The sequence below is a fragment of the Blautia sp. HCN-1074 genome (assembly GCF_037890165.1).
Taxonomy (GTDB): domain Bacteria; phylum Bacillota; class Clostridia; order Lachnospirales; family Lachnospiraceae; genus Blautia_A.
Genome location: NZ_JBBKBP010000029.1, coordinates 40,582 through 55,901 on the forward strand (window position 1 = coordinate 40,582; position 15,320 = coordinate 55,901).

General features: G+C 40.3%; 14 protein-coding genes and 1 pseudogene. 4 read left to right on the forward strand and 11 right to left on the reverse strand.

The features are described 5' to 3' along the window. Window positions 1-251 precede the first annotated feature (251 nt). Window positions 252-1,109 carry a MurR/RpiR family transcriptional regulator gene (locus WKT11_RS17595; RefSeq protein WP_117676926.1) on the forward strand — a complete coding sequence of 286 codons (858 nt, stop codon included), beginning with the start codon at window positions 252-254 and terminating at the stop codon, window positions 1,107-1,109. A 163-nt stretch (window positions 1,110-1,272) separates the two neighbouring features. Here WKT11_RS17595 and WKT11_RS17600 read toward each other — a convergent pair whose 3' ends face one another. From WKT11_RS17600 to nagB, 3 genes are all read right to left on the reverse strand, one after another. Further along, entirely contained in the window at window positions 1,273-1,974 is a 702-nt protein-coding gene (locus WKT11_RS17600) for an N-acetylmannosamine-6-phosphate 2-epimerase (protein WP_117676927.1), read from the reverse strand. Between the two features lie 43 nt (window positions 1,975-2,017). Beyond that, complete coding sequence (gene nagA / locus WKT11_RS17605; RefSeq protein WP_118591211.1) at window positions 2,018-3,121, reverse strand: N-acetylglucosamine-6-phosphate deacetylase; 1,104 nt, start codon at window positions 3,119-3,121, stop codon at window positions 2,018-2,020. A gap of 138 nt (window positions 3,122-3,259) precedes the next feature. Further along, entirely contained in the window at window positions 3,260-4,003 is a 744-nt protein-coding gene (gene nagB, locus WKT11_RS17610) for a glucosamine-6-phosphate deaminase (protein WP_117676929.1), read from the reverse strand. Between the two features lie 419 nt (window positions 4,004-4,422). On the opposite strand from nagB, the gene WKT11_RS17615 reads away from it, so the two are divergent. Beyond that, the gene (locus WKT11_RS17615; RefSeq protein WP_117845394.1) at window positions 4,423-5,250 is read left to right on the forward strand and encodes a MurR/RpiR family transcriptional regulator; all 828 of its coding nucleotides are present in this window, start codon (window positions 4,423-4,425) and stop codon (window positions 5,248-5,250) included. A gap of 150 nt (window positions 5,251-5,400) precedes the next feature. Here WKT11_RS17615 and WKT11_RS17620 read toward each other — a convergent pair whose 3' ends face one another. The 3 genes and pseudogenes from WKT11_RS17620 to WKT11_RS17630 form a co-directional block, all read right to left on the reverse strand. Continuing rightward, window positions 5,401-6,237 carry an alpha/beta hydrolase gene (locus WKT11_RS17620; protein ID WP_117676931.1) on the reverse strand — a complete coding sequence of 279 codons (837 nt, stop codon included), beginning with the start codon at window positions 6,235-6,237 and terminating at the stop codon, window positions 5,401-5,403. A 73-nt stretch (window positions 6,238-6,310) separates the two neighbouring features. After that, window positions 6,311-6,568 (reverse strand): sporulation transcriptional regulator SpoIIID, encoded by a 258-nt coding sequence (gene spoIIID / locus WKT11_RS17625; RefSeq protein WP_117676932.1) that lies wholly within the window; start codon window positions 6,566-6,568, stop codon window positions 6,311-6,313. Between the two features lie 106 nt (window positions 6,569-6,674). Then, a pseudogene (locus WKT11_RS17630) lies at window positions 6,675-7,655 on the reverse strand (IS630 family transposase); the annotation flags it as partial. A gap of 120 nt (window positions 7,656-7,775) precedes the next feature. Between WKT11_RS17630 and WKT11_RS17635 the strand changes: the two are divergent. After that, window positions 7,776-7,934, forward strand: a complete 159-nt coding sequence (locus WKT11_RS17635; RefSeq protein ID WP_182439675.1) for a hypothetical protein — start codon at window positions 7,776-7,778, stop codon at window positions 7,932-7,934. Between the two features lie 158 nt (window positions 7,935-8,092). Here the strand turns inward: WKT11_RS17635 and arfA are convergent, their stop codons facing one another. The 4 genes from arfA to WKT11_RS17655 all read right to left on the reverse strand — a co-directional run bounded on the left by arfA (window position 8,093) and on the right by WKT11_RS17655 (window position 13,137). Next, on the reverse strand, window positions 8,093-9,616 hold the full coding sequence (gene arfA / locus WKT11_RS17640; protein ID WP_118609692.1) for an arabinosylfuranosidase ArfA: 1,524 nt from the start codon (window positions 9,614-9,616) through the stop codon (window positions 8,093-8,095). A 37-nt stretch (window positions 9,617-9,653) separates the two neighbouring features. Beyond that, window positions 9,654-10,526, reverse strand: coding sequence for a carbohydrate ABC transporter permease (locus WKT11_RS17645; protein WP_118591207.1), 873 nt, complete (start codon window positions 10,524-10,526; stop codon window positions 9,654-9,656). 1 nt (window position 10,527) lies between these two features. Continuing rightward, window positions 10,528-11,427, reverse strand: coding sequence for a carbohydrate ABC transporter permease (locus tag WKT11_RS17650; RefSeq protein WP_330489836.1), 900 nt, complete (start codon window positions 11,425-11,427; stop codon window positions 10,528-10,530). Between the two features lie 315 nt (window positions 11,428-11,742). Beyond that, a complete protein-coding gene (locus tag WKT11_RS17655; RefSeq protein ID WP_118516823.1) occupies window positions 11,743-13,137 on the reverse strand; it encodes an ABC transporter substrate-binding protein in 1,395 nt (464 codons plus the stop codon). A 417-nt stretch (window positions 13,138-13,554) separates the two neighbouring features. Here WKT11_RS17655 and WKT11_RS17660 point away from each other — a divergent pair, with 417 nt between their 5' ends. Next, window positions 13,555-14,478 carry an ArsR/SmtB family transcription factor gene (locus WKT11_RS17660; protein WP_117676935.1) on the forward strand — a complete coding sequence of 308 codons (924 nt, stop codon included), beginning with the start codon at window positions 13,555-13,557 and terminating at the stop codon, window positions 14,476-14,478. Between the two features lie 51 nt (window positions 14,479-14,529). On the opposite strand, the gene WKT11_RS17665 is transcribed toward WKT11_RS17660, so the two are convergent. Next, window positions 14,530-15,320, reverse strand: a 791-nt coding sequence (locus WKT11_RS17665; RefSeq protein WP_340285291.1) for a glycoside hydrolase family 43 protein, incomplete at its 5' end; no start/stop codon positions are given.

The following is a 15,320-nucleotide window of genomic DNA, read 5'->3' on the forward strand; positions in this document are numbered from 1 at the left end:
GCATTTATTAAATTCTTCCGGCATATTTTGTTATTTCCTTTAACTTAATAAAAGTATATCAGTATTGAAATATATTTTCAATATTATTAGTAAATGAAAATAATTTTATTTTTTGTGCACTTTTTATAGAATTATTTTTTATACCAAATGTTTATATGTCAAAATGTACATTTCATTTCTTGCAACATGAGAAATATTGTCTTATAATAAATTTGTAATTCCTATATCCGATTCTAAAGGAGGTCAATCTCATGGCAGACACTATCCTAGATTCTATTACCAAACAATATCATACACTCACCAAATCCGGAAAAAAATTAGCTGACTATGTTTTTTCCCATACAGCCGAGACCCAATATCTTTCCATTTCATCGCTTGCTGAAAACTGCAAGGTATCAGAAGCTACCATCACGCGTTTCTGTAGAGGATTGGGACTTTCCGGTTATAATGCTTTTAAACTAGCACTCGCCCAGTCGGATCGAACTACAGATCTAGGCGATTCTGGTAATTCAACTGAACCTATATCTTCTGATGACTCCATACGTACCATAGCCGAAAAAGTACATTCAGCAAATATTCTTTCTCTTAATGAGACACTTGAGCTTTTAGATTTCCAAGCTATAGAAACAGCCATTTCTATTTTGTCTCGTTCCAGACACATTTATTGTTTTGGACAGGGTGGAAGTATGATTATGGCGATGGAAGCATGGGCACGCTTTTCAACTGCTTCTCCCGACTTTATACATATTAGTGATTCACATATGCAGGCCAGTGCTACGGCTCTTGCCGAGCCTGAAGATGCAATTCTTTTTTTTTCCTACTCAGGTTCTACTAAAGATATGTGTGACACCTTATCAATTGCTTCTCAGAAGGGAATTCCTGTGATTCTGATTACTCATTTTCCAAAATCGGCAGGTACTGAATATGCAACAGTCGTTTTACAATGTGGTTATAATGAAAGTCCGCTTCAGTCTGGTTCTGTTGCTGCAAAGGTCGGACAGCTTTTTCTGATTGACTGTCTTTTTTATGGTTATTGTAGCTTGAAACCAGAGTTACGGTCTGCTGCCCGTTCAGCAACAGCTCAAGCAATTGCTGGTAAATTGCTGTAGCTCTATCTCCAATACTGTCACAAGAAAAAAACTTGCGAGAGAACATTTTTATATCATAGAAATATTTCAGAATGATTTTCTGTAATATAAAAAACACAGCAGGTAATTTACTAAGTTACCTGCTGTATTTCATAATATTTTATGTTTTATTTCAATATTTCCTTTATTTATTCTGTTCAATAGCTGACTGAAAACGCTGAGCAATTTCCAACGGACGTGTAATCGCCCCACCTACTACAATTGCCCAAACACCAGTTTTAAGAGCTTTTACCGCCTGATCCGGGTAATGAATCTTACCTTCTCCAATAACGGGAATGTCTATATCTTTTGCCAACCTTTCCATCAATTCATAATCCGGTTCGTCCTTTTTAGATGTATAGGCAGTATAACCACTCATGGTTGTTCCTACAATATCCACACCACATTTCCACGCATTAACACCCTCTTCATAGTTGGAAATATCTGCCATAAGAATAATATCCGGATATTTTTCTTTAATCCGAGCAACAAATTCATTTACTGTTGTTCCATCACCTCGTTTGCGAAGTGTACAGTCTAATGCTACAATATCAGAGCCCGCTGCCACCAAATCATCAACTTCTTTCATCGTAGGTGTAATATATCCTTCATATCCTGGATACTGAATCTTAACCAAACCAATAACTGGAAGTCCAGTTTCTTCTTTAATCGCAATTACATCGCGGATGCTGCTGGTACGAATTGCTGGTGTACCAGCCTGCTTCGCAGCACGAGCCATCAAATACATGATTGATTTTTCTTCCACATACAGCGGCTCACCTTTTACAGCCTGACAAGAAATAATCATTTTTCCATGAATCGCATCCAGAATCTCTTTTTTAATCATAAATTTTCTCCTCTTTTTAGATATCTTAGAATTCTTTCGTTGCTTACAACACTTTTACAACATTTAATTCATCATCTGTCAGAACAATATCCGCACGTTTCCCCGGTGCGAGAGAACCCACCTCATCATAGATTCCAATACTTCTTGCCGGATTCGCAGTCGCGGCAAGAATCGCTTCTCTTTCCGGTACTCCCATGGAGATAACACTCTTCATACAGTCAAAGAGGCATGTCGCAGAACCGGCAATCGTTCCATCTGCCAGAGTTGCTTTTCTGTCCTTCATAGTTACTTCCTGTCCACCCAGTTCATAAATTCCATTCTCCATACCTGTTGCCATCATAGAATCACTGATCAGGATCACTCTGCTGTCTCCAAAGAGACGGAAAGTATTGCGCACAGTCACAGGATGAATGTGAATTCCATCCCCGATCAGTTCCACCATACACTTCTCATTATCTGCTGCCGCGCCAATCACGCCAGGTTCTCTGTGTCCCATAGGATTCATGGCATTATAAAGATGAGTGACATGAAGTGCTCCCAATTCCATAGCCTCTGCGGCACACTCATAGTCTGCCGCTGTATGTCCGATAGAAATCACTACCTCGTTATGTAACTCCTGGATAAACTCTTTCGCACCCTCCATGTTCGGAGCAAGAGTCACCAGTTTAATCATTCCGCCGGCAGATTCATTGCACTCCCTGAAAAATTCCACGTCTGGTTTACGAATATAACCTTCTACATGCGCTCCCTTTTTCACAGGATCAAGGAAAGGTCCTTCCATATTGATGCCAACGATTCTCGCACAGGTTTCATCCTGTTCTACATCCTTCGCTGTCTGAAAAATTTTAAGAAGTTCTTCCTTCGGAAGTGTCATGGATGTAGGACAATAAGAAGTGATTCCCTGTGATTTTTCATACTGTAGAATTGCCTTCAGTCCTTCTACATCTGCATCTGAAAAATCATGTCTGATCGCACCATGACTGTGAATATCCACCAGCCCCGGTAAAACCTTCAGACCGGATGCATCCAGCTCTGTTTTATCTGTCACTTCTTCTGCTGATGATACAATTCTGCCATTTTCTATATACAGATCCGTTACTTTATAACTTCCATCCTCCTGGAAAACTTTTCCGTTTTTTATAATCATTATTATAACTCCCTTCCCATCCTGCTCGCTCCATTCTCTGCAATATTTCACCAGATACATGCTCTCAGTCAACAAGAATTAATACTTTCATTATCTGCCTTCAAAGCCTATATTGTTATTATCTCACAGGCGTCAAATTTACAAAAGACCTTTTTCTCTGATAATGCTCAAAGCCTCTTCATCTGCTACTACTGTTACATCTGAATGAAGCTGCAGAATAGATGCCGGTACATTCGGAGTGATCGGTCCATACAGAGATTTATAAAGAGCATCTGCCTTTGCACTTCCGGTTGCCACAAGCAAAATCTTCTTTGCCGCCATAATGTTCTTGATTCCCATGGTATATGCCTGTTTTGGCACCTCATCCATGCTTGCAAAGAATCTTGCATTTGCTTTAATCGTACTCTCTGTAAGATCTACACAATGCGTTTCTTTTTCAAAAGCTTCTCCCGGCTCATTAAATCCAATATGTCCGTTTCCACCAATTCCCAGAAGCTGCATATCTACTCCACCTACACTGCGGATAATTTCATTATAATCCGCGCAGGCTTTTTCGCTGTCCTCCTCCAGACCATTCGGTACATAGGTTCTGCTTTTATCAATATTTACATGATCAAACAGATTTGTATTCATAAAGTAGCGGTAACTCTGGTCATTATCCCCTGAAAGTCCTTTGTACTCATCAAGATTTACTGAGGTTACCTGAGAGAAATCAAGATCACCTTTTTTGTACCACTCTATCAGCTGTTTATACATTCCGATTGGTGTAGAACCTGTTGCCAGTCCAAGAACTGCTCTTGGTTTCATAATAATCTGAGCAGACATAATATTCGCTGCCTTTCTGCTTACATCATAATAGTCTTTACCTGCATAAATAATCATACCAATTCTCCTCTTCTGGTTATTTTTTTAATATCCACTCTACCATTTGTTTCATCCAGATTTACTTTATCTGTTATCCATTTAAGGTAAACCCATTATAAGTGTCATTGAATTTATTTTCAATGAATGGCAGGGTTTTAGATTCTTCTTTCAATTCCTATCAAATCATCCTGCATTCTATATCCATTTCAGATATTTTTATGAAAATACTTTCTTGTTTTATTTTTATGTTGAAATTATTTACATCATATCTTGAGAACCGTTTTCTAAAATGATATAGTATATCTTAATCAAACAACACATACTGTATTTTCCCCCTATTGCTTGTCACTTTTCGCAATTGAGGCAGGAGGCTTACCTGATTCTGTTAAATAGGTAGTCAATCCATATACCATTACTACGAAGGGAACTAATTATTTATGGCACTCAACAAGCACAATATCATTCCGTTGATTGAGTCTTATTATCATACATTTACTCCACTTGAAAGAACTATCGCGGATTTCTTCATTCATAATACAGACGAACAGGATTTCTCGTCCAAAAATGTTTCCAGACTTCTCTATGTTTCAGAAGCATCCCTTTCCCGTTTCGCACAGAAGTGCGGATTTCATGGGTACAGAGAATTCATTTACGAATACAAGCAAAGCCTGATTCCTGCCCCCGAAGAAAACATTCCCAGTTTCGAAATCTCGGAATTCAATACCTATCAGGAGCTTCTTAACAAATCCAACGCCTTACTGGACAAGGCTCAGATTGCACGAATCACTAATCTTCTGGTATCTAAACCACGTGTTTATGTTTATGGCAGAGGCAGCTCAGGACTCGCAGCTCAGGAGATGAAGCTGCGTTTCATGCGTATCGGACTGAATATCGAAGCTGTTACAGACAGTCATATTATGAAAGTAAACTCCGTTATTCTCGATGAAAACTGTCTGGTTATCGGAATTAGTGTCAGCGGACAGACAGATGACATTATCTCTTCCTTAACAGCCGCGCATCAGCGAGGAGCTTACACTCTCCTTATGACCGCCAGACAGGACAAATCCTATCAGGAATTTTGCGATGAAACACTGATCTTCGCCAGTATGGAGCACCTCGAATATGGAAATATTATTTCTCCGCAATTTCCGATTTTGCTGGTTTTGGATGTACTCTATGCACACTATCTTCAGATTGACAGGAGCAAAAAAGAAGCGCTGCATGAATATACCATACAGACGCTTCAGCCTTATCTTATTAAATAAAATTAACAAACTGCATGAATCAAGTCCCCACCCACTGCTTATTGCTCTTCGCAACCCCCGCAGAGGACTTACTTGATTCGGTTAAATTCTGTTCAACAGAACACAGTTGCAGAGACAAAATTCATGCAGTATTTCTTTTATAACAGTTTCCTATAATCCAACATTCCCACTATTCAATCCTTCTTTACTGTTCTTATCAAGTGGAAGCCAGTCTAGGACTTTCTTAATATAGCGGTTCCAGAAATCCCACTCATGAGCTCCCGGTCCTTCCTCATAGGTCACATCTACACCAAGTTCACGCATGGTGTCTCTGAATTTACGGTTCGGAGGAAGGAGAGGGTCATCCAGCCCACAGGCAAGATACATATGCGGAAATGGAATTCCATCTTCTTTCATATTTCCAGCGATCCATTCTGGATTAATCTCGCAGTCCTGAATTTTGGACAAATCTCCAAATACACTTTCCAGAAAACTTTTTTTCTCAAAAAACAGTGGTGAACTGTCATCTGCAACATTCGCTTTTTCTAAAATCATAGCTGAAGATAATCCGGCAATATATCCAAATGTATCATGATATTTCAGTCCGTTTCGGATTGCTCCATAACCACCCATAGATAATCCGGCAATAAAAGTATCCTCCCTTTTATGAGATAGTGGAAACATTTTTCTCGTGATCTTCACCAGTTCTTTTCCAATAAATTCACTATAGTTCTCGTTCAGATTTGGGTGATCCATGTAGAACATATTTGCTCCGGATGGCATCACAACTGCCAGATTTTTCTCCTCAGCCCATCGCTTGATACATGTTCCTGTTACCCAGTCTGTATAGTTTCCCATTACTCCATGAAGTAAATACAAAGTCTTGAACGGTTTATTATCTGCTTCTGTTTCCTCTTCAAAAAATACTTTATCTGCCGGCAGAATCACGTTCATTGTTACCGGACGCATCAGTGCTTTTGAGAAAAAATTTACTTCCATTAATGCCATTATTTTATCCTCCTGCATCTTTTGTAAGATATCTGAATCTACCAGTTATTATACAAAGAACAGGTCAAAAAATCTACTGTCTATGCTGATGCAAATACTTTTCTCTGGTTGCAAGACCACCTCTGATATGACGTTCCTCTTTATTCACATCCAGAACCTGCCGGACTTCGCATGCCAGTCCGGGATTTAACTGTCTGAGACGATCCGTGCAGTCCTTATGTACCGTACACTTACTGATTCCAAACTTCTTCGCCGCCTGACGTACGGTTGCCTTTGTCTCAATAATATATTTTGCAATTTCCACTGCCCACTCTTCGATATAATCTTTCAAAAGAAAAAATCCCCCGAAGACACTGTTTTTACAATGTATGCTTTAGCGCAAAAAGTATGTCTTGAGGTTGTTACTCTACTACATCGAAAATTAAGTTGTTGATAGTTTAAATAGTGGCTGCCTCATCCGGATCAATTTCATCCATTTTATATGTCCAATGATAAACAATCGGGTCAGCATTGATCTCATCGAAGTAGTGATATATTCATTCCGATAGTTCCTCCTTTAAATTGACACGAATGCCTTTTAACATCTGCTTAGTCATTTTGCTAAAGAAGCTTTCAATCATGTTCAGCCACGAGGTGTGTGTCGGTGTAAATACAAACACAAATCGATCTTCTGGCAGTGCTGCAAGAAACTGATGTGTTTCCTTTGATGTATGATCTGAGTGATTGTCCAATATCAATCGGATTATGTCACCTTCTGGATATTTTGCACCGAGCATTTTTTAAAACTTAATAAAATCAGAACTTTTGTGTGTCTGGCTCACCAATGGAATTGCCTCACCTGTCAGGAGTCAATACCAGCAAGCAATGACAGCGTTCCAAGCCGCACATACTCATAATCTCGACAGATATAACCGTTTTCCTCTGTTGGATTATGGTCGGGGTATTTGTCGACAACAGCCTGAATGCCGGGTTTTTCATCATACGAAATAGTATGTGTCAAATGCCCGTTGTCCGGTATGATGATTCAGAATCTTCTCGTTCAAGATAATACTTGATTTTGAACGGCTTAATCTCCGTCTTTTTGAGATATTTTTGAAGCCATGGTTTTGTAACCGTTTTTAAACGTGGATAGCCGGCTTCTTCAGCATGTGCCTGTATGTGTTTGTGAGTGCTGCCAACGTCCATAATTCTGCGGCATAGCCAAGATTACAGGGCTTTTGGCAGGTTATACTGACAATCCATGATTTTGCATCGTCAGTAATTTCAGCCGGGCGGCCGGAACGTTCATCATCAAATATAGCAAGGTTAATTCCGCTGTTAAGATAACGGTCAATACAGCGACGGACAGTATTCACGCTAACACCAAGACCATCTGCAATAGCTTTGTCTGTTTTGGCTTCAGACTTCCATAACAGCAATTCATTTATGAATATAAGAAGAGCCTTATTCCCGCTCCTGAAGAAAATATTCCCAGTTTTGAGATTTCAGAATTTAACACTTATCAGGAATTCTGTGATGAGACACTGATTTTCGCCAGCATGAAGCATCTGGAATATGGAAATATCATTTCTCCACAGTTTCCGATTTTACTGGTTTTGGATGTACTTTATGCACGCTATCTTCAGATTGACAGAAGCAAAAAAGAAGCGCTGCATGAATATACCATACAAACGCTTCAGTCTCATCTGAACAAATAAGCCCGGCAAATATTCGCCTCAAAAACAGAATCTCTACCTATATCAGCCAAATAAACAGATACCATCATTATATAGCCAAAAATAACAGGACTGTATGTTTTTTCATACAGTCCTGTTGTTTTTACTTATTTTCAGGTATGCAAAATCTAAATTTTTACTTAATTCTCATCTTTCACCAGACGAATCACGTTCCATGAAGCTTTGTGAAGCATACTTGTCAGTTCTCCGTTGTCCATAGTTGTCTGCTGTGTTGTTTTTGGTTTTACATTTTCCTGTCCAAATGCGTTAACTACTTTCAGGTCGTCGCTTTCGAGCACGATATGCTCAGCTACTCTGTAGCCTTCGAAACTTCTTACATCTGTGTTCAGAACGACATCTTCTTTCAGGTTTCTGTTTACTGCGAAAATAGTAACTTCTTCTTTTTCTTCATTATAAACAGCAACTGCTTCCACATCTGCGATACTTCCATGTCCGCTTGTCTCATGCTCTGTGGATGAGATTACTGGCTGAAGGGCAACGCCACGGCCATATTTGGAAGCATGCATAAACGGATAGAAGATTGTCTGTTTCCAGGAACCACCACCATTTGGATCTGTCATGATCGGAGCAATAACATTGATCAACTGTGCCAGGCACGCTACTTTAACTCTGTCAGAATGACGAATAAGCACGATCAGCATCAGACCTACCAGCAGGGCATCTTCAAAGTTGTAGATATCCTCAAGAAGCGGCGGTGCCACCTGCCATGGATGGTTCTCTGTAATGTCATTGTCAGCTGCATTGGAATGATACCATACATTCCATTCATCAAAGCTGAGATACATATTCTTTTTGCTACGTTTTTTCGCTTTTACATAATCACAGGTTGCGATGATCGTGCGGATAAATTCATCCATATCATCGGATTTGGCAAGGAAATCATTACTGTCATCAGAGCGATTTCCATAATATGTATGAAGAGATAAATAATCTACATAATCATAAGTATGACTCAGTACATGATCTTCCCAGAGCGCAAAAGTAGGCATTTCCTGATTAGAGCTTCCACATACAACAAATTCGATGGACGGGTCGATCAGTTTCATTGCTTTGGCAGTTTCTTCTGCCAGTCTGCCATACTCATCCATAGTCTTATGTCCGATCTGCCAAGGACCATCCATTTCATTTCCAAGACACCAGGTTTTAAATCCATATGGATCTTTCTGTCCATGTTTGATACGAAGATCGCTGTATTTTGTTCCGCCCGGATGGTTGCAGTATTCCAGAAGGTTGCAGGCATCTGTGATTCCTCTTGTTCCAAGATTTACTGCCATCATTACTTCTGAATTGGCTGCATCTGCCCATTTCTTAAACTCATGAAGACCTACTTCATTTTTCTCAAGGCTTCTCCATGCAAGTTCCAGTCTGTGAGGCCTTTCCTCAACCGGACCTACGCTGTCTTCCCAGTAAAAGTTAGATACGAAGTTTCCACCTGGGTAACGTACGATCGGTACATCCAGTTCTTTTACCAGATCGATTACATCTTTGCGGAATCCGTCCGCATTGGAAAGCGGATGTCCCGGCTGATAAATTCCATCGTATACAGCTCTTCCAAGATGCTCAATAAAAGAACCGTAAATTCTCTTGTCAATTTTTGAAATGGAGAACGCTTTGTCCACTACCATTTTTGCCTGTTTTGCCATAGAACTTGAACCTCCGTTCATTAAAATAAATTCAAAATTAACCCTTAACCGCGCCAGATGTCATACCATCAATCAGGTATCTCTGGAAGATCAAGTAGATAATCAGGATTGGCAGGATACCGAACATAGAACCGGCAATCAGCAGGTTGTAGTTGTTTCCGTAAGGTGTCAGCAGTGTGTTCAGACCGATCTGAAGTGTAAACTTGCTTGTATCACGGAATACTAACATCGGCCATAACATATTGTTCCAGGAACCCATTGCACACAGGATTGCCATAGATGCGAATGCCGGTTTTGTGATTGGCATCATAATTTTCACACTGATACCATACTCTGTACATCCGTCAATTCTTCCTGCATCCAGAAGTTCTTTCGGAAGACTCTGCATATACTGCTTGAAGAAGAAAATCGTCGAGGCTCCACATAGTCCGGGCAGGATAACGCCAGCTCTTGTATTGATGATTCCCAGCGTTGTAACTTCATTATAAAGAGGAAGCATCAGAATTTCAAAAGGAACGCACATCGTTGCAATTACCAGGAAGAATAAGAATCCCTGAAGTTTAAATTTGTACATGGTCAGTCCATATGCGATGAAATAGCATACCAGCAGTGTCAGAACTACTGTGATCAATGTAAGGATCAGACTGTTTTTATACCACATGAAGTATTTACGGGAGTCTTCATTTCCGGAGAAAAGGTATTTGTAATTATCCAGATGCATCTTGGAAAAATCAAGATTCAGGGACATACCCTTCATAACAACTTCACGGCCTTCCTGGAAGGAAGCGAAGAATCCGGCAAGAAGCGGGAATGCGATCAGCACACACAGAACAGCAAACAGTCCTGTGGACAATACAGTCGCAACTTTATGATTTGATGCCATTGTTTTTGGCGCATCTGTTTTTGCCATATCACTTTTCCTCCTTCTTGAATGTTCCTGTTGCCACAAGCTGAACAACATTGATAGCAAGGGCAATGACCAGAAGTACCATGCCTACGGCACACGCATAACCCATATCGTTTTTCTCTATACCACGTTTATACAGATATCCTACGATTGTAAGACCAATGTTCTTTGGTGAGGAGTTACCATTCCACAGCATAAAACTCTCAAGGAACATGGAAAGACCTGCGTATACGGAGATTGTAATAACATAGATGGTTGTTGGTTTCAGAAGCGGTAATGTCACATACCAGAATTTCTGTTTTGCATTGGCACCGTCAATGTCTGCAGACTCATAAAGAGAAGTATCAATACTCTTTAATCCAGAAATAAAATACAGCATGTTAACACCGGTCCATCTCCACATACAGAGTAATAGCAGTGCTACCCATCCGGTAGTTTTTGCTTTTAACCACGGAATGCTTGCATTGCCCAGTAAATGCATTAACTGGTTCATCTGTCCGTTATCACCTTCTGAGAACATCAGTCGGAATAACATACCGGAAATAACTACAGATGTCAGTGCCGGAATGTACATGATCACTTTCCATACACCTTTTGCTTTGGTCAGACGGCTTTCCATCAGTACCGCAAGCATCATTGGGATGGGAATCAGCAAAAGCAGTGTCAGAAGCATATATTCCACACTGTTGAATACGGCTGTTTTAAAGAACTTATCAGAAGCAAGTTTCTGGTAATGTTTTAATCCAACCCACTGAGAACCACCAAAGGAAATATCCTGAAAACTCATTACAATACCGCTGATGAGTGGATATAACCAGAAGATCAGAAGGCTGACAACAAACGGAAGTACGAATACGTACGGTGCTACCTTCTGAGAATAGAGCATCTTTTTCACTTTATTCACAATGAATTCCTCCTCTTCCTTTTCATTATTTTAATGATTTAAAATTGAACTGATTCAAGACAGAACGTTGTCTTTTTATCTTACAGTCATCCTGACAAAAAATCAGATCCTCATACAGAAATTTCCATTATTTAGATTATTGTGGATCTCATTTTCTGTCAGGATAACAGTAAAGGAGGTCAGGGAATGCGATTCCCTGGCCTCCCATATCACTTCGGTTTCTGCAGTTTTTTGCAATCATTCAGTATCTTCACAATTGCAGATTTCTTACAGTTCCCATTTCATTATTCACTTAATCAGTGAACAGTTATCTTATTATTCGCACTCGAAATCAAGATAATCCTGAGCATCCTGAAGTGCTTCATCTACATCCATGCCATCCTCTAATACATTGTTCAGAGTTGTTGTGCACATGTAGTCATTCAGTGTCGGTGAATTCTTTGTTGTGTAAACAGTTCCGATTGCATCGTTTTCAGCAAGTTCATTCAGAACTTCGTAAGGTTTTACACGGAAGAATGTGTTGTAAGTATTGGACTCGTCATAAGCAAATGCTTCATCAGACCATAATGCTGTGTTACAAACGTCAAATCCAAGTTCATTCCAGATCAGGTTTTCACCTTCTTCAGAGCATTTTGCCCATGCAAGCCATTCAGCTGCAAGTTCCGGATTTTCACACTGATTAGTTACAACTGTACCTGTACCGCCGATACCAACGGAGCATTTCTGTCCTTCTTCAAATACAGGGCATGTTGTGATGTCATATTTGCCTTCCATTTCCGGCATGTAATCTTTGAAACGGCTCATATACCACATAGCTTTCGGGAAGGAAGCAATCTTGCCGTCCATGATGTTGGAGAAACCAGCTTCAAGGTCAACATGTCCGTCTGTGGATACCATTGCGATTCCATCGTTTAACCAGTTCTGCTGCATTGTAAGCATTTCTTTTACGGAATCAAGCTGAACATTTACTGTTCCGTCCGGACCGCCTGTCCAGTCTTCACCGTTCTCAGCCATTGCAAGCCACATCCAGTCAACACCGCCTGTATCAACAGATGTTAAGTACACTTCACCGTTGGAAGCTTCTTTTAATTCTTCACCAAGTTTGGTGTAATCATCCCATGTCTTTACAGATTTGTAATCTAATCCATAAGATTCAAGAAGATCTGCATTCCAGTACATAACTGTTGCACCTACATGGAAAGGAACGCCAAGTCTTGTTCCATCAGCCTTGGAATAAACATCAAGTCTGGACTGTACCATTGTGTCTTCATATGGAGCAAGTGCATCATTCATGGAGTACAGAGGGCTGTCATCACCAGAATAGTTCGGGAACTGTCCGATCTCGATGTCGCAAAGGTCAGGAGCACCTGAACCAGCCTGTAAGGACATCATTAATTTGTTATGCATGTCAGAGTATGGATAAGTACTGAATGTAATCTGAATCTGTTTGTCAGGGTTCTCCTCATTCCATTTCTCTACCATTTTGCCGTAGAATTCGTTATGCAAGTCTACGAATGACCACATCTCGTATTTTGTTCCATCATCAGGACCTACGGTTGTAACTGCAGTAGGTTCTCCCTCAGCCGGTTCTTCGCTGTCAGCAGCTTCTTCTGTTGTGTCTTCTTCTGCGAAGACATTCACTGCCATACTCATGCTGGATACTGCCATAGCTGCAGTCATAAGCAACGCGAACAATTTTCTTCTCTTCATAAAAAAATCCTCCTTTTTTTGGTTTCTTTGCGCTCTTCCGGTTCCAATGATGCTATTGTACAAACTTCATAATCAATTCGTGTTTTTCTAAAATATGCAGTCCACTGTTTCGTTATGGGCATTTTGCACAACTTTTTTCTTTTTCGCTCCGGTTTATGTTGATATTATATAATTTATTCCTGTAAATGTCAATATATTTTTGATTTATTTTTATTATTTTAGATAAATCCAAAATAAATATTTGTCATTTCTTCGTCATTCTCACTACTTTTTAGCTAATTTTCACTGTCTTTTTGACTATTTTTATGATAGAATTAATAATCAAAACGTATTTTTCTAAAACTTCTTGTTTAGTATAATCTACGAAGAAATCCGTCAGAATATGCGAAAACAAGCCGTAAAAAGGAGGTTTTTGATTTGAAATCCTATTCTGTAACAGATGGTCTTATGATCTTCAAAGCTCTTGGATCTCCTGTCCGTGTCAAAATCCTGCGTCTTATTCAGGAAAAAGAGGGTTTAAACATTAAGCAACTTGCACAAAATCTGCAGCTTCCGGTCACTACTTTGTCCCCTCATCTGGTTTTACTTGAGGAAGCAGGACTTATTGAATTCAGAGATGAGTCTCTGACTCACGGCACACAGAAACGCTGCTATTTCGTCAAAGACTGGGATCAGCTTCTGGTAAATATGACTTTGTCCGGTCCCGACCTTCAGATTTACAGTGCAGAGATCGGCGTGGGACATTTTTCTGATTTTTCTGTAACTCCTACCTGTGGAATGGCCACCGCTACTTCCTTTGTGGGACAACTGGATCAGCCTCGCTATTTCGTACATCCCAGTAGTTACCAGGCACGTATCGTCTGGTTTACTACCGGATATCTGGAATATATTCTGCCAAATTTTATTCCTGACCGCAGTGTGATCGAAGAACTTACGATTTCTTTTGAAATTAGTTCAGAAGCCCCCAGATTTTGTAATGTCTGGCCTTCTGATATTACATTTTCCCTAAACGGAGTGATTCTCGGCACCTGGACAAGCCCAGGGGATTACGGTGACCGAAAAGGAAAATATAATCCTTCCTGGTGGTTTCCGTTCCTGAATCAGTATGGTCTGTTGAAAAAACTGACAATCACTTCGGAAGGAACTTTTCTGGACGCAGAAAAGCTGTCTGATGTTTCCACCAGACAGCTTGCCCTTACCGATCAGTCTGTTATGAAGTTTCGATTTTCCGTTTTACCGGGTGCAGAGCATCCCGGCGGATGCACTCTTTTTGGTGCAGGATTCGGAGATTATAATCAGCATATCCAGATTACCATCGGATATCATCCTGAGAATACCTGAGTCAATCGGATATTCGCAGTTGAAACAGGAGACTTACTTGATTCGGTTAAATCACGGAAGAAGATATTTCACACCCCAGATTGTTTCATTATTTTCACCTTTCGCACTGAAGCACATCGTATCATTACCTGCCTCATCAGTCATTTCCAGAACGACACCTGTATAGGTAGTTTCGCCAAGAGTCACGTCAATATATGGTGTGCCTTCCTCTGCGCTCCATGTTCCATCCAGTTCTTCGCCTGTAACTGTTCCGTCCGCATTGAGCTGAATCTTCTGTGGTTTATGTACTTTATCAGAGATATCTGTTCCATGATTCACCAGATAATAGACTCCCTGAATCTCGTCTGCCACATATCCGTCTTCTTTTAAAGTCTCTCCACTGGTCGCAAAAGGCGCGGCAACCAGCCAGCCATCTTTAGTGCGGAACAATTGGTGAACACGCGGCTCATGAAGTTCTCCTGTTTTGGCAAATCTCTGATGGTAAACCAGATACAGTTTGCCGTCTTCATCCTCAAATGCAGTCTGTCCGCCTGGTGCCATGTAGGTCTGGGTAAGACTTGGGAAAGTATAATTTCCCATCATTTTCAGTCCATGGTCTTTGTGTTCCACAAAGAGATACATATCTTTTCCTGCTGCATCTGTATAAGTGCCGTCTACTGTATCGCAGCGGAACAGACGCATCTGGTAGCCACCTTTCGCCTGAAGATTTCCGTAGGATAAGAACAGATAATAATATCCACTGGTCTTATCATACATGATATGCGGACCTTCAATGGAATTGTGATAACCACCAAGAAGCTTCTTGCCATAATAACTGTCTACATGGTTTTCTTCATCTGCTT